15 protein-coding genes, 1 pseudogene and 1 riboswitch are annotated in these 18522 nt (G+C 38.7%); of the genes and pseudogenes, 7 read left to right on the plus strand and 9 right to left on the minus strand.

All coding sequences use genetic code 11. From position 1 onward, the window contains the following. Positions 1-77 precede the first annotated feature (77 nt). The 6 genes from QUF86_RS00870 to QUF86_RS00895 all read right to left on the minus strand — a co-directional run bounded on the left by QUF86_RS00870 (position 78) and on the right by QUF86_RS00895 (position 7883). Complete coding sequence (locus QUF86_RS00870) at positions 78-863, minus strand: glucose 1-dehydrogenase (RefSeq protein WP_289317747.1); 786 nt, start codon at positions 861-863, stop codon at positions 78-80. 15 nt (positions 864-878) lie between these two features. Beyond that, positions 879-1733, minus strand: a complete 855-nt coding sequence (locus tag QUF86_RS00875; protein WP_289317748.1) for a RhaT/GlcU family sugar-proton symporter — start codon at positions 1731-1733, stop codon at positions 879-881. 522 nt (positions 1734-2255) lie between these two features. Beyond that, positions 2256-4082 carry an APC family permease gene (locus QUF86_RS00880; RefSeq protein WP_289336175.1) on the minus strand — a complete coding sequence of 609 codons (1827 nt, stop codon included), beginning with the start codon at positions 4080-4082 and terminating at the stop codon, positions 2256-2258. Between the two features lie 138 nt (positions 4083-4220). Further along, positions 4221-4370, minus strand: a riboswitch (cyclic di-AMP (ydaO/yuaA leader). Between the two features lie 395 nt (positions 4371-4765). Then, positions 4766-5221, minus strand: coding sequence for a GtrA family protein (locus QUF86_RS00885; RefSeq protein ID WP_289333333.1), 456 nt, complete (start codon positions 5219-5221; stop codon positions 4766-4768). After that, on the minus strand, positions 5181-6203 hold the full coding sequence (locus QUF86_RS00890; protein ID WP_289333334.1) for a glycosyltransferase family 2 protein: 1023 nt from the start codon (positions 6201-6203) through the stop codon (positions 5181-5183). Before QUF86_RS00890 ends, QUF86_RS00885 begins: the two co-directional genes overlap by 41 nt. Positions 6204-6218: 15 nt before the next feature. Beyond that, complete coding sequence (locus tag QUF86_RS00895; protein ID WP_483313942.1) at positions 6219-7883, minus strand: DUF6044 family protein; 1665 nt, start codon at positions 7881-7883, stop codon at positions 6219-6221. Between the two features lie 179 nt (positions 7884-8062). Here QUF86_RS00895 and galU point away from each other — a divergent pair, with 179 nt between their 5' ends. Beyond that, a complete protein-coding gene (gene galU, locus QUF86_RS00900) occupies positions 8063-8923 on the plus strand; it encodes a UTP--glucose-1-phosphate uridylyltransferase GalU (protein ID WP_289333336.1) in 861 nt (286 codons plus the stop codon). Between the two features lie 15 nt (positions 8924-8938). Here galU and QUF86_RS00905 read toward each other — a convergent pair whose 3' ends face one another. Next, positions 8939-9064, minus strand: coding sequence for a hypothetical protein (locus QUF86_RS00905; protein ID WP_289333337.1), 126 nt, complete (start codon positions 9062-9064; stop codon positions 8939-8941). A gap of 237 nt (positions 9065-9301) precedes the next feature. Between QUF86_RS00905 and QUF86_RS00910 the strand changes: the two genes are divergently transcribed. The 3 genes from QUF86_RS00910 (at position 9302) to QUF86_RS00920 (ending at position 11369) form a co-directional block, all read left to right on the plus strand. After that, positions 9302-9442 (plus strand): bacitracin ABC transporter ATP-binding protein, encoded by a 141-nt coding sequence (locus QUF86_RS00910; RefSeq protein ID WP_289317754.1) that lies wholly within the window; start codon positions 9302-9304, stop codon positions 9440-9442. Between the two features lie 255 nt (positions 9443-9697). Further along, positions 9698-11098, plus strand: coding sequence for a cytochrome P450 (locus QUF86_RS00915; RefSeq protein WP_289333338.1), 1401 nt, complete (start codon positions 9698-9700; stop codon positions 11096-11098). 97 nt (positions 11099-11195) lie between these two features. After that, positions 11196-11369, plus strand: a complete 174-nt coding sequence (locus QUF86_RS00920; protein ID WP_289333339.1) for a hypothetical protein — start codon at positions 11196-11198, stop codon at positions 11367-11369. A 73-nt stretch (positions 11370-11442) separates the two neighbouring features. On the opposite strand, the pseudogene QUF86_RS00925 reads toward QUF86_RS00920, so the two are convergent. Continuing rightward, positions 11443-11565, minus strand: a pseudogene (locus QUF86_RS00925) (YjcZ family sporulation protein); the annotation flags it as partial. 426 nt (positions 11566-11991) lie between these two features. Between QUF86_RS00925 and QUF86_RS00930 the strand changes: the two are divergent. The 3 genes from QUF86_RS00930 to QUF86_RS00940 all read left to right on the plus strand — a co-directional run bounded on the left by QUF86_RS00930 (position 11992) and on the right by QUF86_RS00940 (position 15831). After that, positions 11992-13323, plus strand: a complete 1332-nt coding sequence (locus QUF86_RS00930; RefSeq protein ID WP_289333340.1) for an amino acid permease — start codon at positions 11992-11994, stop codon at positions 13321-13323. Between the two features lie 589 nt (positions 13324-13912). Further along, complete coding sequence (locus tag QUF86_RS00935; RefSeq protein ID WP_289317758.1) at positions 13913-14590, plus strand: FadR/GntR family transcriptional regulator; 678 nt, start codon at positions 13913-13915, stop codon at positions 14588-14590. Between the two features lie 56 nt (positions 14591-14646). Beyond that, complete coding sequence (locus tag QUF86_RS00940) at positions 14647-15831, plus strand: CynX/NimT family MFS transporter (protein WP_289318473.1); 1185 nt, start codon at positions 14647-14649, stop codon at positions 15829-15831. A gap of 750 nt (positions 15832-16581) precedes the next feature. On the opposite strand, the gene QUF86_RS00945 is transcribed toward QUF86_RS00940, so the two are convergent. After that, positions 16582-18078: a BglG family transcription antiterminator gene (locus QUF86_RS00945; protein WP_289333342.1), complete on the minus strand. Its 1497-nt coding sequence runs from the start codon at positions 18076-18078 to the stop codon at positions 16582-16584. Positions 18079-18522 lie beyond the last annotated feature (444 nt).

The following is an 18522-nucleotide window of genomic DNA, read 5'->3' on the forward strand; positions in this document are numbered from 1 at the left end:
GCATCATTTCATAAATGAGGGAATCAACTAGCAGTGTTCCTGCTAGATGTAATCCTGCTTTTTCCAAGCAGATACTTTCATCCTCTTCCCGCTTGGAATGAAGGGTATTTTGTCATACCACCGTCAGCGAATAGAGTGATGCCCGTTACATAACTGGATTCTGAAGATGCAAGCCATACAGCAACCGCGGCAATTTCCTCAGGCTTTCCGATATAACCCATCGGAATCATACTTTCCAGATCCTTTTTCTTTTCGGGATCTTCAAGCTTGTCGGCATTTATTGGCGTGGCGATAGCTCCAGGACCAATGCTGTTCACACGGATCCCTTTTGGTGCATATTCAAGAGCCAAGGTTTCCGTAAGCAACTTCACACCACCCTTGCTTGCCGCGTAGTGAACGAATAAAGGCCAGGGAATCATCTCATGTACACTGGACATGTTTATCACGTTCCCTTTAATATCGTTCTCTACAAAATACTTGATGGCTTCACGGCAGCCTAAGAAATTACCGGTTAAGTTTGTATCGATTACCCTATTCCAGTCGCTTAAAGGCATCTCGTGAGATGGAACAGGGTTTTCTATACCTGCATTATTGATGAATATATCGAGTTTCCCGAATTTCTTTATCGCTGATTGAACCAGGTTAATCACATCTTCTTCAACGGTGACATCGCCTTTCACTGCGATAACTTCCCCGCCATTGGTTTTGATCTCTTCCAATACACTATCCGCTTCCTCTGATTTTGTGCGATAGTTAACGACTACCTTTGCCTTTTCCTGAGCAAAGCGAATGGCCATCGCTTTTCCTAAACCAGTGGATGAACCGGTTATAACAACGACCTTCCCCTCTAAATCTGTATACATTTAATCACCCTCCAATTAACTTTTTGCCAATCCGAGCATAATCCCAGCTATGATAATCAAGATAATTCCAATGCCGATTCCAATTAGTTGGCGCTTCGTTTTCTTTTCACGTAAAATGACGATCCCGCCGATAGTTGATATGACAATGCCCATTTGAGAAAGGGAAAAACTCGTAGCCACTCCAACACGGGGCTGGGATATGAATAAAAACATGTTCCCTGCAGCCCATATCAGTCCCGGAATGATATTGCGAATCGTATACTTGTTAAACGGCTTATGTTTAAAGGTCAATAATAGACCGCCTATCACCATCCCGATCGCTTGAGGGAACAACGCTGACCAGCCATCAACATCAAAAAGACGGGCCACGACCACATAGACCAAATAACCGAATGTCGAGATGAGGAGAATGACAATTCCTTTCTTCAAGTTTCCCGATTTGCCTTCTTTTGATTCTTTATCTTCCAAGGAGGTCAAAACAATTCCTATAATAATGAAAACCAATGCCAAAACGCCTAAAATGACCGCTTTCATTGTAGACCATTCGTGAAAAACAATGACCCCGAATAAAGTGGTTGAAATGAGCTGCAATCCAGTTGATATCGGCATCGTTTTGGAAACACCCATTAAATCGATGCTCTTAAGCTGATTAGCTTGTCCCACGGCCCAAAACAATCCAGAAACGACCCCGACACCAAACACCAATAGGGATAACTTAATATCGGCAAAAATATAAACACCAATTGAGAAAATCAAGGCGCCAATCGTTGTACCTAATGTTTGACTGTAGGGTCCTCCCCCCAGTTTCACATTAAATAGAACGATGCTTCCCCAGAATAATGCCGGCAAGAGAGCTAATAATATATCCATCTTCAACCCCCATATATGTAAGTTCCAATCTATAGCGGAAATTTCATTTAGTCTTCTTTTAATATGTTCGCATTATTTGAATTGAACCTTGGTAATTTTATGAAGTGTTCAAAAACCACCCTTCCGTTCCAATGTCCAACTTACAGAACACTTGATTCTCTGTAAGTTTCTAGGGTGAAAAATAAAAAGAAGCAAACCCTATCAAGGTTTGCCCAGCTTGTCGACAAAAGGGAGTTCGGAATGGTCTCATCCCGAACCATGATTTAATAAAATGGTCTTTACTGTTTTATGAAACCCCCAATAGATTGAAGAAATTTGCGACACTCCTGCCGAATAACTGGCTAGACGGGACACCAGAGTCGCTTGCGTAGAGGTGGCTTGGCAGACAGTCGGCGGAAAGGGAGCGGATTTCTGAAAACAACTGGAACGTTTTTTAAAGAAAAAAACTGTAGGCAAATTCGCTTTCTTCGAATTTACCTACAGTCTGAGCAAACCTGATCAAGGTCTGCTTCTATTCTTAAATTACTTCTTCAAATGATATGGCACTGTCGTAATAACTACATTTCTTCTATAAAGTAAGTAGGCCCGGATCAGTAAACTTGATTGGTTATGAAGAATATTGTGCCAACCCTTCTTCGGAATGAATTGCGGGATGATCACTGTAACTTTATAGTTAGATTCACTCGCCTTATGTTCAACTGTATCCACAAACTTAGTTAATGGCTGAATGATGCTTCTGTAATAAGAGTTCAGTGTGACGAGTCTAACATCAGGCTGCCACTTTTTCCATTTTTCTTCGAATTTCTTTTCATCTTCTCTTTCAAAAGCAACATAAACGGCAATGATCTGATGTGCTGAAAGAGATTTAGCATAATTTAAGGAATTCTCAACCACATGAGTTATACCCGCCACAGGTACAAGAATGATATTCCCTTCTATTGGTAAGATGGGCTCACAAGTTGTAATCCTCAGTTGGTCACCAACTGCTTCATAATGCTTTCTAATTCGATGAAAAATTAAAATGATGATTGGTAAAAAAATCAAAACAGACCATACCTGAGTAAATTTGGTTAAAAAGAATATCATCGTGACGATCAGGCTAATAATGGCACCAATTGAATTAATTGTTAATTTAACCACCCAGCCTTTTGGCTTTTCGCGGAGCCATTTAACGATCATCCCGGTCTGGGACAGCGTAAATGGTATAAATACCCCTACAGCATAAAGTGGAATTAGATTTTCTGTATGTCCTTCAAATGCTACTATTAAGATGATGGACGCAAGCCCCAGTATGATAATTCCATTGGAATATCCTAATCGGTCCCCTCTAATCGTAAACGCCCTTGGTATGAATTTATCCTTTGCAAGATTTACCGCAAGCAGCGGGAATGCCGAATAGCCAGTATTTGCGGCCAGTATCAAGATCAAGGCAGTCGTACCTTGAATGAAGAAGTACATGAAATTCCGTCCAAAGATCTCTTCAGCAATCTGCGAGACGACCGTGACCTCTGCGCTGGGAACAATGCTTAAATAATAGGCTAAGAATACGATTCCCGAAAATAATACAGCTAGTAAGGACCCCATCGCTATTAAAGTTTTTGCAGCATTATTCGGGGCTGGATCTTTAAAGTTCGGGATCGCATTGGAAATCGCTTCGACTCCTGTCAATGCGGAGCTGCCTGATGCAAATGCTCTTAGCAGTATAAATAAACTGATACCCGCTACCGGGGTCCCGATTGGCGCGTGCAATTCCGGTGAAACTCCTCCTGTCAAGATCTTGTAAATTCCTACACCAATCAAGATGAACAATGCTAAAACGAATAGGTACACCGGATAGGCCAAAACAGAGGCCGACTCCGTAACCCCCCTAAGATTTAGGATGGTAAGTAGAATGACGAAAATGATGGCTATGCCGACATTATATGAATGCAGGCCTGGAAAAGCGGACGTGATGGCATCCGTTCCTGCAGAAACACTTACAGCGACAGTTAATATATAATCGACCAATAAGGATCCTCCAGCTATCAACCCTGGATTGATGCCTAAATTGTTTTTTGAAACCACATAGGCTCCCCCGCCATGGGGATAGGCAAAAATGATTTGTCTATAGGACAAGATCAAGGCCATTAACAGGATCAATACCCCGATTGCTATCGGGATTGAATACCAGAATGCCGCGGCACCGACCGTGATGAGAACGATCAATATTTGTTCCGGTCCATAAGCAACCGAAGACAATGCATCAGAAGATAGGATGGCTAAAGCCTTAGTTTTGTTTAGCTTTTGTTCGCCAAGTGCATTTGATTTTAAAGGTCTCCCTATCAAGAACCTCTTTATAGAAGATAACATCAAGTATTCACCACCATATTTTAGTTATAAATTTATGTTCCCCCAGTTATTGCAAAAAACAAGACGAAATAAAAAATGCCTACAAGTCATGGCTAAATAGACCTGTAGACATCATTTTTTTTGTCTGACAAGCTCCACCTTCCTTCTCATATAACGCTTACGAGGTTAGCTGTCGGATTCGGACCTAAGAGTAGCCCTACCTTTACCTTGAAAGGATTCACCCCTTGGATTGAAAAACAATCCCTATAACGGGTCCCCCGTACCATAAGGTTTAAGCGATTTAGAAATATGAAACTGTTGATTATCATACTCCCGTGAAATGGAAAAGTAAATGAAAATTTTACACGGAAAAAGAATAATTTATTGTTAGTGAGGTTTTGTTCATGACGTATATTACATAAGGCATCAAAACAAATGATTGAAGGAAGGAAAGAGGTGAATGACATGTCTAAAAAAGAAGGTTTCAGGTCAAAGCATTAACCAATCAATGAACAATATGGCGGTCCACAAAAGGAAAAATCATCAGCCACCATGGAGACAGCGAAGAACGAAACTGAATACCTATCTAATCAATCAACTAATTCGCCTTTCCCATTAAACAGTTCTGCCCCCGCTTGGATAGTCAACTTTAATTTCCATCCAATCAGAGGGCATTATTCATTATTCCCAATGATCCACTCTAATTAGTTCCTTCCTTCTTGAATTGGTCTCAAATTACTTTTCTTAAAGACAAAGTATTTCTGGCCAATATAGTTAAGTACTGTATAAAAGATTGTTCCAATCAGTACAGCCACATTTTGCTGCATGGATAAATGAACGGATCCTTCCATCGATTCTGCAATGGCTTGTCCTAAAGAATAAGCGGCGGCATAACAAATCAGGATGACGCAAAAGAAACGGGCAACTCCTCTCCGCAAGTCTATATCGCTTTTAAAGGTAAATGTCCTGTTCAACAGAAAACTCGTTACAGCTCCCGAACCATTGCCGAAAAAGGTGGAGATCCAGTAAGATAAATCAAGAACATTCATGAGAAAAAGCATGATGGAAAGTCCAACCGCTGTATTGACTATTCCAACCAATAAAAAGCGGATAAAGGAATTAGTGTGTTTTAGATAGTTTTTCAATACTGTTCCGTTCATTGTCTAGTTGCTCCCGTTTTGTTAAATCGAGCGGATTAAATAGATCCAGATCAACAATATATTTAGGCCGGCGTTTGGATTCATTATATATTTTACCGATATATTCCCCAATCAAGCCGACAGCAATCAACTGCAGTCCACCGATCAACCATATGGAGGTAATTAATGAGGTCCAGCCCGTTTCGGTCTGTCCATAAAACTTTAACCATAAAAAGTATGACCCAAAGAGTAAGCTAATGAAAAAGGAAAGACACCCTAGCCATAATACAAGCCGGATCGGCGTAACTGAAAAAGAAGTAATGCCATCAAGCGCAAAGGCAACCATCTTCTTTAATGGATACTTCGTTTCCCCAGCCAATCTTTCTTTTCTGTCATAATAAACAGTGTCCGTCTTGAACCCAATGAGCGGGACGATTCCCCGTAAAAAAAGATTCGTTTCTTCAAATTGTTCCAGCTCCACGATCGCCCTTTTGCTCATTAGCCGGAAATCGGCATGATTATAGATAAGGTTAACCCCCATCTTGTTCATCAATTTATAAAAACCAGTTGCAGATGTTCGTTTAAAAAATGAATCAAGGTCCCTTTTCTGGCGGACACCATATACAATTTCACAACCTTCATTGAATTTCCGAATGAATTCAGGGATGACTTGAATATCATCCTGCAAATCTGCATCAATGGAAATCACACAATCCGAGGCTTCCTTGGCTGTAAACATTCCTGCCAGAAGTGCATTTTGATGACCTGCATTCCGGGAAAGCTTTAGCCCACGAACAAATTCATTGTTTATCGTTTCTTTATAAATGATCTTCCATGTTTGATCTTTGCTTCCATCATCAACCAATAGAATTTTACTTTTATCGGATACAACGTTTTCTTCGACTAAACCCCTCACCAATCCACAAAGCTGGGAAATGGTATCCTGCAAAACGCTTTCTTCGTTATAACAAGGTACAACAATCGTTACTATCGGTGAATTCACAATATTCCCCCCTTTTCACATGACTCTGTATAAATGAATTTTCCAAACACTTCCTTTCTTTGTGAAAATCCTTTCCAGGACCAACCCGTTTTCCTTCGCATTGTTGATTGGTATAGCAGAAAATATATACTTGCCACCTAACCCTTTATACGCATCCACATTAAGTTCCAAATTTTCCAGCTCTTTCTTCGAGCCTTTCTTGAACATATAATGCTTCCCAAGCTCATCGGTAAATAGGTAACAACGCCCTCCCCATTCATCAAAGTAGATTCTGATGTTTTTATTCTTAGCCAATTCGTTTTCAATTATTTGACGAAATTGATGTTTGTAAGTAAGCGGATAGAAATTGTTATAGCTATCAAGCGTGTAAAACCCATTAAATTGGGCAATCGCAGGATGTAGGCCAATGCTCGCGACCCGATATTCTTCCTGTGGAAGGCCAATATGATCTCTTATTTCCTGAAAAAGGCTTTCTGCATAGAACTCTTTAAAAGATGGTTTTTTATTGTAAGTGATTTCTTCATTGAAACCCATTAAGATCATAATTTGAACGGCTATGAAGATTGAAAGGGTTTTCTTGGCATAATCGCTGTGCTCCCAGATGATTTTTATCGCGAGGGCAAACCCCAAGTAAATCACCATCGGCCTTAAAAAGTGAAATCTGGCAAAATTAAAGGTATCCAGAGTGTGAAACCTTTCCGTTAAAGGAAGCCAGCCTTTATAAAACCAAAATGCGTACCACGCGGAAAGCATAAAATTCAAGCCGAACAAAAAAACAAATATCTTTTCCTGTCTCCATAGCTTTTTGGTCAAAATGATATAAAGGGCAAAGACTGTAATCGGCAGGATGATAAGCGCATGTACAGTCATGACATGCGTATGTCCAAGGACGAAATTTTTGAAAGTAAGCTTGATGACCCACTCGAGCGGCAACCTTGCATGAAAATATTCATCTCTGCTGTTCGGCTCCGAATCAAAAATGAAGGAAGCGACCAGCCGATACTCGACCAGACCAAAAATGACCGTCATATACACGATTGAAAGTAGAAACCTTAAATTCCACCCTTTTCTCCTGATCACATCCGATATCCAAAGGAAGCCCATTGCAACAAGAAAAAAGAAAAAGCCAAGCACGATGCTTGAATAAAGCGGTAAAAGTGTAAGGACCAAATAATTCTTCCACGAATGGTCCTTGCTGCGGATATTCAAAAAAGCCCAAAGGGCTAGCGGCATCCCAAGGGTACTGAGCATTCCCGATGGCCAAAATGGGGTAAGGGCAAAGGCCAAGGATGTTCCAATCCTAATCCATCCTGATTGGCGCCCTGTAACCAAATGTTTTTTTAATAGGATATACATACCAAAGAAAGCAATGAATCTTGTTAATGCCTGGCTTATTGCATATGCAACCATTGTCGGGAAAAGTGCATACAGCCACACGATAATACTGAATTCACTGCCAAACGCATTTCTTGGCAGCCCATTCATAATCTGTGGAATTTTGGCGTCTATTGCACCGAATAATTCACCGCTCTCCGAAAGTACTTTATACCAGGCAAGGTTGGAATCCAAATTATCATGTACACGAATATGCGCATTTTCTCCAAGGATGAATAAAGGGGAAAGATATAAAACGATGACAAGTAAGGCAAAAAGGATTTGTTTTCTCTCTTGATTTTCAATTGGCAAAATATACACCTCTTGACCAAATTTCATATATCCATAATATTTGCTTCAATAGTAAATCTATTCTTTTTCAGGGATTTATTTTAACCTTTTTTGATATAGGTCAACCAATGAACACATAAAATGAACGGTAGAACGAAAAGCGAGATAAAAGAACCTTAAAAAGGGGCTGGGCTATGATAAAGAAAGCCGTGATTCCAGCAGCCGGTTTAGGAACACGATTTTTACCCGCTACGAAAGCTCAACCAAAGGAAATGCTGCCGATTGTCGATAAGCCGACCATTCAATATATTATCGAGGAAGCGGTACAATCAGGGATTACAGATATTATCATCGTTACAGGGAAAAACAAACGTGCCATCGAAGATCATTTCGATAAATCCATTGAGCTTGAAATGCTTTTACAAAAGAAAGGACAAAATGATCTGCTAAAAACCGTGGAGAACATTTCCAATATGGTGGATATTCACTATGTAAGACAAAAGGAACCATTGGGTCTGGGGCATGCAGTTTTATGTGCCAAAACGTTTATTGGAGACGAACCTTTTGCAGTCCTGTTAGGTGATGATATCGTGGATAGCCGGGTCCCAGCCTTGAAGCAGTTAATGGAACGGTATAACAAGGTTCAAGCGAGCATTATCGGGTGTAAGGAAGTGTTACCTGCCGATGTATCCAAGTACGGGATTGTAAATTTCCAAGAACAATATGAGGATTTATTTTTGGTAAAAAACTTAGTGGAAAAGCCAAAAGTCGAGGAGGCACCCTCAACACAGGCGATTATTGGCCGATATATTTTAACGCCTGCCATTTTTGAAATCCTCGAAACCGTAAAGCCAGATCCTAAGGGGGAAATCCAGCTTACCGAAGCTTTGGATCTTTTGCTAGAAAAGGAACCATTATATTCGTATATCATTGAGGGACATCGATATGACGTCGGGGATAAATTCGGCTTTCTTCAAGCGTCAATTGATTTCGCCATGAAACGACCTGAACTTCGTGATCAGCTAATAACATATTTAAGACAGTTGGTTCCTTAATGAAGTTAATATTGCTCATGCCCAGTTACCAAGAAGTGATTGGGCTATTTTCACATCTTCTTGAATTCCTGTGATATCACCGGTAAAAAAGACTTCTTCCACAAGCAGTCCTCTTAGATACCTTTGTCTAATTAGCTCCACCTCCCTCCTCATATACCGTTACGAGAGTAGCTGTCGGATCACCCCATTGATTGTAAAATGAACCCAAAAACATATCCCCCGTACCATAAGGTTTAAGCGATTTATGAATATGAATGGAAAAGCCCGTGAAAATTTGCACAGAAAAAGAATAATTCATTGTAACTGAGGTTATGTTGATAAGTATATTTCATAAGTGATCCAAACACATGATATCCAGAAAGGATTGTAGAGAATCACATGCACACAAAAACAAAAAATCCGATAATATCCGATGAATTTTTAGATCAAGTGGTTAAGGAAATCAATGAACAATTTGGTGGACCCATTAATGAAAAAAATGATCATTTCCAACATGGAAACGATGAAGAAAGAAGTTAAGCTCCCTATCAATACAAAAAGTTTACTCTGCCGAGAACCGTTTCCCACATCTTCTTAATCTAAAGCTCTCATAAAAAACTCTGGCGCTATTTTTCCAGAGTTTTTCTATGGTTTCTGCAAGTTTACTTCTTTTCATTTCTATATATAGCCATATTTATATTATCCGCCCTTTCTTTAACGACTTGTCCAAACCGATTTAGTTTATCCTCATAGAATGATTACATGGAATTATTTTAAAGAAAGGGGGAAAACAACTTGAGCCAAACTGATGGTGCCTTCCGTGATTCTCCAAAAGTTCCAAAAGGAAGGCTGATTTCCGGACATACAAAGGAATTTCAAACAGATCCCCTCGGCTTTCTTACCCGATTGGCCAAGGAATATGGGGAGGTTGCTAAATTCCGTTTAGGACCATTCCAAAATGTTTACCTTGTTTTAAATCCTGATCTAATAAAACAAATACTCGTAACAAAACAAAAATCCTTCGTCAAATCAAAGGACTTCAATGTATTGAAACCACTTATCGGTGAAGGTCTACTTACAAGCGAAAAGGACTTTCATATGCGTCAGAGAAGGCTTATTCAACCTTCCTTCAAAAAGACTCATATTAGCCATTACGCCACGGATATGATTGATACCACATTGGATTATATATCAACTTTTTGGAAACATAATGATGAACGGATTATCACGAAGGATATGTTGGACATCACTCTCGGGATAATCAGCAAGACCATGTTCAGCATGGAATTCAAAGATGGCTATGAAATTGTTGGGAAACCGCTGGAAACAGCTTTAAGAATCGCAGTCAAAAGGATGAGAAAGCTTTTCCGTATGCCATTATGGGTGCCAACTAAAATCAACCGTCAATATAAAAAGGCGATACAAAGACTTGATAAAGTGATTTATGGAATTATTGAAAAACGGAAGAACGATACAGGAAAACACGAAGACATGCTTAGAATCTTGATGGATGCCCGAGTTGCCGAAGACGGATTAGGAATGACAAACCATCAGGTACGTGATGAGTTAATGACTATTTTTCTTGCCGGTCATGAAACTACAGCAAATGCTCTTTCTTGGGCACTGTACGCACTTTCACAGCATCCTGAAGTTCAAACTAAACTCTTCTATGAAGTGGATAGCATAATTGGTGCCCGGAAACCCGAGCCTGACGATTTCATGAAATTACAATATACTCAAAAGATCATTCATGAAACACTTCGCATGTACCCGCCACTTTATATCTTATCCCGGGATGTGTCGGAGGATGTTGTAATAGGAGGATTTCACTTTAAAAAAGGCGATATGATCCTAATAAGTTCTTATTTGATGCAGCATAATCAAGAGTATTTTGATCAACCTGAATCTTTTATTCCTGAACGATTTGATAACAACTATTTGAAAAGCCTGCCTGCGTTCGCTTACTTTCCCTTTGGCGGAGGGCCGCGGGTTTGTATTGGCAATCATTTTGCCATGATGGAAGCGGTGCTTGTCCTGGCCTGCATTGCTCAACGATATAGGATTAAGATTGCACCTGACCATCATGAAGTAACCCCCCTTCCGTCCCTTACGCTCAGACCTAAGAGTGGGTTGCGCATGGTAGTAGAAGAAAGAAATGCAGAATCCTTCGAACCCGGAGCATCCTTCATCAAATGAATATGAATTATCCCCCATGGACAAGACATTCATATCAGTAAAGCCTAGGAATAACTCCTTTATGAGACTGGCCTTATTTGAAAGGAGGGATGAAAAAATGTATATGCTCCATTCACCAAGGATGGGTATCATCCACACTGAATTGCAATATTTAGGGATGGCCTCGCAGGTATATACCGGTTATTTGGAATTTCTAAGGGAAATTGGACCGGTACAAGAAACCGAAAACCTACAGCCGCTTCCTCTCCCCTTTTTATATGAGAACGGGTAGTCTCATTAGCTAGCCTGCTCCAACACCTTATATGTCATAGAAAAACCGACCTATCAAGGACGGTTTTTTGTATTCAGCAGTATGTTTCCATAACCCGTGCACCGCCGCCGCAAATGCTAACTCCAACAATCACTAAAAGGATAAACAAAACGACTATAAAGGCGAAATCTCCGCCAAATTGAAAACCGCAATCACAACCTTACATATATGAACATTTCCTAATTCGTTTTTATAGAAGGACTTGAACTGGTTAAAACATCTTATTCACCATCAAACAAAATGACAGTAATCATGCAATATAACGGAATTTTGTTTGCTCGTGGCACTTGTTTAATTCAATCATTTAACTTCCGATCATTTTTTATTAAATGCCTACATCTCTAAAAAAATCAACTATCAGGTTAATTTTTCATAAAATCCAAGTACTTTTAAGATAATAAAGGAAATTCTTTCTTTACTGTTACAAAATAATTTTCCGTTCCCCTGCTTAAATTGACATTTTCCCGAATCGTGATATATTAATATAGTACTTTAGTACGTAAAAGCGTTCATTGACAGAAGAACTTTTAATTTTACTGAAATTAACATTTTATTAAAATAGCGAAAGAAAGGCATGAATAAAATGGAAAAGACTCATCAAGATTTAAAAAAGGGTTTATTGCCTAGGCATGTCCAGTTTATTGCTTTAGCCGGAATGATAGGGACAGGGATTTTTAAGGGGAGTTCAGATACATTAAATATGGCAGGTCCAAGTGTCGTGATAGCCTATTTAATAGGGGGACTTTTGTTATTTATTGTAATGGCGGCACTAGGAGAGATGGCTACCGCTTTTCCTAATTTGAATGTACAGCATCTCATAAATAAAGCTTTTGGGTTTCAACTATCCTTCATTGCCGGATGGCTCTATTGGTTTAACTGGATTATCGTGATCATTGTAGAAATAGTCGCAGCCGGGAGCTTTCTACAATATTGGTTTCCTTCAATACCATTATGGCTGTTAAGTATACTTTGCGCTTCAGTAATAATAGGAATAAATTTGTTTCAAGTAAAATACTATGGTGAACTCGAGTTTTGGTTTGCAGGTATAAAAATAATAACTTTAATTGCTTTTATTATTTTAGGAGCTTTGATCATGTTAGGACTTTTTCCTAGTTCGGCTTCTTTTTCTAATTACACGGAACATGGGGGCTTTTTCCCCAATGGAATTGACGGAATGTTAAGTGCACTTTTGGTTGTAATGTTTTCATATGGGGGTGCAGAATTAATAGGTGTAGCCGTCACGGAAACAAAAGATAGTCAGCGAGTCATACCAAAAATCATTAAAGGAACTGTATGGCGGGTGATTCTTTTTTATGTCTTCCCAATATTTATTATTTGCGGGGTTATACCTTGGAACCAAGTAAGCACTGAAGTAAGTCCTTTCGTACAGGTTTTCAGCTTATCAGGTCTTCCCGGAGCAGCTGATATTATGAATTTCGTCCTTTTAACAGCTGTCTTATCAGCTGCAAATTCAGGGATATACGCTACCTCAAGGACACTGTTTACTCTTTCCCAGAACGGCGAAGCCCCTAAGGCATTTTTAAGGACAACTAAAAAGGGAATCCCGCTTAATGGTATATTTTTAACTACATTATGTATATTGGCTGGTGTGTTTTTATCATATTTGACACCTGATCTGATATTAAGCTACCTTATGGCCATCCCTGGCTTCACAGTTTTATTATTATGGATCAGTATTTGTTCCGCACAATTGAAGCTGCGTAAACAATACAAAGGCAAACCAGGTTTCCGGGTAAAATGGTACCCATATACGACCATATTAGCTATCACAGCCTTGAGCATCATCTTTTTAGCATTCATCTTTAATAAGCAAAACATAATCGGGACCACTGTATGTCTTGTAACTTTGGGAATATTTATCCTTCTCTCTTTTATTGTCAAACAAAAAAAATAGAAATATTATTAAAATCCCCGAATCTTATTATCTGGGATTTCAGACTGTAGGCAAACTCGAAAAAATCGAGTTTGCCTACAGTTTTTTTAAAGTTTGTACAATTTGGACGTTGATTGGAACTACAGGCACTCGCTTTCCGCGGGCTAGACGAGACCCTGCAAGCGCTTGCGTCGAGGAGGCTTGGCAGACAGACGGCGGATTTCTGAAATCAACTGGAACATTTTAGAAAAAACTGCAGGCTGGTCTCATCTCGAACCTTGATTAAGACTAGGTTATCCTTCATGGTTTTTAACTGTAATCCTTATTGGATTGAAGAAATTTGCGACACTCCTGCCGAATAACGGGCTAGACGAGACCCCGCAGGCGCTTGCGCTGAGGAGGCTTGGCAGACAGTCGGCGGAAAGGGAGCGGATTTCTGAAATCAACTGGAATTTTTTCTATTGTCCTAATAAGACCTTTTGCCCTTTAAGCAGCTAAAGTTAAGGATGGAAATAAAATTGGTTAAAAATACTCCCTATGCTCCATTTTCAACATACATATGTTAAAATAACCAATGAACCAATCATCCTACAAATTTGAGGTGTAAATATTGACCATATCTAAAACAAATCGCTTATCACTTGTAGAGCAAGTGGTTTCCCAAATTGAATCCTTAATCCAATCAGGCGAATGGCAAATTGGAAAGCAGATTCCACCTGAAATGGATTTGATCCAACAGTTCGATGTAAGCAGAAATACATTAAGAGAAGCTGTACGATCACTTGTTTATGCTGGTCTTTTAGTAACGAAACAAGGAAAGGGGACATTTGTAAGGTCATCAAGTACCTTGGGGGCTGCATTGCAAAGAAGGATTCAGCAGTCAAGTTTATTGGAAACATTAGAGGTCCGTCATGCCCTTGAAAGAGAGGGAGCCCAGTTAGCGGCATTAAGACGGAACCAAGAAGATATAGAACGATTGCGGTTTTATATAAAAGCATGCTGTGAAGCTGCTGAAGCAAAGGATATCAAGGCTTACGAAGAAGCGGATATACAGTTACATAAATCGATTATGGGTTCATCACATAATGATTTATTGATTGATTTATACGAACATATGGAAGACTCCCTGCATGATTCCATCCATCAGATAGTCGAGATGAGTTCTGATGCGAACCTTCATTTGAACATTCATTGTAACCTAGTAGATGCCATCATCGAACAAGATGTGAACCGGGCAATCGAAACAGTGAATGAATACATTGCACAATTCAAGAAATCTTTAGAGTAAGTAAGGAGGAGATTATGGGCATTCATCAAGCGGCAAATCAACTAGAACAAACCAAAATGGATATTAAACCCAGATTTGGACTACTCATCATCGGGATCATTCTCCTTGGGGCCAATCTAAGGGCTCCCTTAACATCGGTTGGCCCCCTTGTCACTTCGATCCGTGATAATTTGGGGATATCCAATACACTATCAGGTTCATTAACGACATTACCTTTGCTTTCTTTCGCATTACTATCTCCATTTGCACCTAGGATAGCACGGCGTTTTGGAATGGAGCTCACCCTTTTCCTATCTTTGATATTATTAACTATCGGGATTGGGATACGCTCCGTTGGCGGAGTGCAGACATTGTTCATAGGGACCATTTTAATCGGGTTAGCCATCGCAATCGGCAATGTATTGTTGCCCAGTCTGATTAAACATAACTTTGCCAGGAATATCGGTTTGATGACAGGGACTTATGCAGTGTCCATGAATTTATGTGGCGCAATAGGTTCCGGGATCAGCATTCCCATTGCTTCTTCATCAGGATTGGGATGGGCTGGTGCCCTTGGATGTTGGGGGATTTTATCTCTTATTACAATTTTCTTTTGGATGCCGCAATTAAGACGGCCATTCAAGTCAGGTAAGGATGTACAAACGGCTCAAAAGTTTAAAAAGATTAACTTATGGCGTTCTGGTTTAGCCTGGCAGATCACTTTTTTCATGGGATTGCAATCGTTTATCTTCTATACAGTCATTACCTGGATGCCGGAAATCCTGGAGCAAAAAGGCCTTAACGCTGATGAAGCTGGTTGGATGCTATCCATCATGCAACTTGCCGTCATTCCTATAACATTCATTGTGCCCATTTTAGCTGGCCGCTTACAAAGTCAGCGTCTGTTAGTGGTCCCACCTGTCATCTTCCTTATTACAGGGATATTCGGCATATTGTACGGCAGTACTCTATTCATCCCGGTATGCATGATATTGATCGGGATTGGAGTCGGTACCATATTCAGTTTATCCATGATGTTCTTTAGTCTTCGAACACAAAATACCCATGAAGCTACAGAATTATCAGGAATGGCTCAATCATTCGGGTACCTCTTATCTGCCATTGGACCAATATTATTCGGATTGCTTCATGACGTTACACACAGCTGGACAATTCCCTTATTAATGTTGGTAGTAATATCTGCACTTATATTTATTGTTGGAATGCGTGCAGGGAAAAATGAATATGTTACAACTCAATAAATTTCGTTAAAACAACCTTAAAAAAAGAGAACTGTCACACATTATTTGAACAGTATAAAAAGTTCCTAAAGGAAATGGCCCAGGTATTGTACCTGGGCCATTTCCTTTAGAAAGCCCCTGATAGCGACGGTGGTTCAAACTCTTTCCTCCGTTACAGCATTGCACTACAGGTTCATGATTTGCTGCCAAATCGTTAAAGTGACCACATCAATAAAGAGACCCAACCTTTCAACGGACACCCAGCATTTTGATCTAAAATTACACTTGTGGATGACCTTAGCAAATATGTTGGAAATATCACTAACCCATTTAGGTCCGAATATTTAATTAAAGAAGGAATGCAGCCTATAGTTGAGCTTATTTTACCATTTAACATCATTTCCAAAATTCAAGCTGGGAAGTAGGGAAATGTTTTCGATTCGTTCACTTTCTGATCTCAGATATCGCTTCCGTGATAAAGGTATCAAAGGGTATCCATTCGTGTTTTAAAATTTTGAAAATAAGAGAATGATCTGTGGTTTAAATTGGGAAGTGAATGTTTGGCGTTTTCGCTTTGGTCATTTGGTGCTCCCTTATCTATTGTAAATGATATCAACCCTTAAACTTCTGTCAGATAAGTAATGCTTTTAACCTTCCCCCTTTGGAGAAAAAAGAATGACCAAGGCTTAATGACGAGGTAGTTTATTAGCTGCATATTACTGTTCAGGGGTAAAAGGACATAGTGATGAAATTAAATGTTGAAGACTAACCTCAATCAATATCTTCTTCAAATGGATATAAGATATTAGGGTTTAAACCATACCTATCAATAAAATTCTTTCGAGTGAACATCTTAATTTCTTTTAATTCGGAAGGAGTTGGAAATGAAGAAACTTTATAAACAGGAATGTGCTCAATATTAATTAACTGCCCTAAATCCGTGGTTATTAAAATATCAAAACCATTTTTTCTGAAAAGTGAATCTATATCGGAAAAATCCATTACATAAATATTAAGCTGGTTCCCAAAATGATGTTTTAATACCTCACGAATATAATCTTTCTCTACATATGAACGACAAATTAATGCTGTCTCTATAACCATCTGGTTTTTTTTTCTTAAGATTGAGGCTTGGACCAACATGAATATTTCTAATATTTCTATATTTTCAAAAGAAATAGTAAATTCTTCCGAGATATATTTTGCTATTTCTTCAATAATTCCGAATAACGGGTTTTTTTCAAAATAAGGAACGAATTGTAAAATATTATTTATTCTAGTATCTGTTTTTAATTGAAAATCAAAGGAGATCCCACGAAGAGTTTGCGCAAATTCATACATGAAAATATCGTCCTGAGAAACATCCAACCCAATTTTTTTAGATAAATTACTTAGAAATTGACTTAAAGGCTTACCGCTATCCGAATTAAGTTTGGAACGAATGTACCGAAGCTCTTGGGTACGGTTTAAAGACATTTCTTCGCTCATTAGATATAAAGAAAGAAATAAAATTTCTCGAATCTGTTTCTCCCTATTTGGACACTTTTCCATGAACTTGAAAAGTTTCTTTGATATTTCAAATGCTTTGGATGTTTCATTTTCATCGATTACCACTTTTGGGAATGTCACAAAACTATTATGTGTTATGCGAATGTTAGAGATATGAAGGATTATCGCTAGCCTTTGTATTGCACCCATATGCAAAGAAGTTGAATGTTCCTTCAATAGCTCCAATAGAGTGTCTTGAAACTCCTTAAGATCAAAAGATGTAATAAAGTTATTCAAATTGCCCGACATATACTCTACATACTGCATGATGAATCGCCTAACCTTTTTTTCATCCCCAACAATTTTAAACGGACTATTCGATAATTGAACTTCGGCACTTTTTAATACTTCTTCTATTTTCTCTAACTGGCGGTACACTGTGGAGCGACTAATATGTACTTTTTGAGTAATGTATTTTATCGTTACTCCATTGTTAAAAAGAATTAATTCCAAGGTTTGAAAATAGGTATTTTCGCTTTTAAGATGAAACCAAAGTTCTTCCAAGGTGCCGTTTTTAGGTTTCAATAATCTTACGCCCTGAACTTCATTCTTTTCAATTTTCCATTCAGGTGGAAGATTGGAACTCATATGTAATATATCCCGCCATAAAGTGCTTTTCGAATAACCTGTTTTTTTTGATAGTTCGTTTAAACTACACCAGTTATCCTCATAAAATAAATGATACAGCAGTTTTGAATAACGGTCATTAAATCGATTCATACAATCACCTTTAACTTTATTGATTTTCATATATTCTTATTATAACTATCGATACATACAATGAGTATTAATACCTAATTTTTATAAACCCCACACATATTTTCAAAATAACAGAAAACACACACTACTTACTACCCAAATTTACCATAACTTTATTCCAGCGTCGTTTCATATACGGTACAGGAAAATCAATTTTTGAAACTTATCCGGGCTTGGAATCCCATATAGGTATCAGTAAAACACTCTTTCCAGTTGATAACCTGCTCGAAATTGACTCACTTTTAGATATTTTTGAGCAACAGCATGACCATCGAATACTATCCCAAGCTCTGTACAGTTAAGGAATTAGAAAGGTAATGAAAATATCCTATTACGAATAGTGGTTATATATAATTGGGATTAGTAATAAAATTCCAAACTAGCAATGAAGCATTTCATTTTAGA

This window comes from Peribacillus sp. NJ11, assembly GCF_030348405.1.
GTDB lineage: Bacteria > Bacillota > Bacilli > Bacillales > DSM-1321 > Peribacillus.

What these genes read in the sequence shown, in the direction of transcription:
- QUF86_RS00885 (WP_289333333.1), bottom strand. Translation starts at nt 5,221, where the DNA reads ATGAACGGAACAGTATTGAAAAACTATCTAAAACACACTAATTCCTTT.
- QUF86_RS00930 (WP_289333340.1), top strand. Translation starts at nt 11,992, where the DNA reads ATGGAAAAGACTCATCAAGATTTAAAAAAGGGTTTATTGCCTAGGCAT.
- QUF86_RS00920 (WP_289333339.1), top strand. Translation starts at nt 11,196, where the DNA reads ATGTATATGCTCCATTCACCAAGGATGGGTATCATCCACACTGAATTG.
- QUF86_RS00870 (WP_289317747.1), bottom strand. Translation starts at nt 863, where the DNA reads ATGTATACAGATTTAGAGGGGAAGGTCGTTGTTATAACCGGTTCATCC.
- QUF86_RS00875 (WP_289317748.1), bottom strand. Translation starts at nt 1,733, where the DNA reads ATGGATATATTATTAGCTCTCTTGCCGGCATTATTCTGGGGAAGCATC.
- galU (WP_289333336.1), top strand. Translation starts at nt 8,063, where the DNA reads ATGATAAAGAAAGCCGTGATTCCAGCAGCCGGTTTAGGAACACGATTT.
- QUF86_RS00910 (WP_289317754.1), top strand. Translation starts at nt 9,302, where the DNA reads ATGCACACAAAAACAAAAAATCCGATAATATCCGATGAATTTTTAGAT.
- QUF86_RS00880 (WP_289336175.1), bottom strand. Translation starts at nt 4,082, where the DNA reads ATGTTATCTTCTATAAAGAGGTTCTTGATAGGGAGACCTTTAAAATCA.
- QUF86_RS00940 (WP_289318473.1), top strand. Translation starts at nt 14,647, where the DNA reads ATGGATATTAAACCCAGATTTGGACTACTCATCATCGGGATCATTCTC.
- QUF86_RS00945 (WP_289333342.1), bottom strand. Translation starts at nt 18,078, where the DNA reads ATGAATCGATTTAATGACCGTTATTCAAAACTGCTGTATCATTTATTT.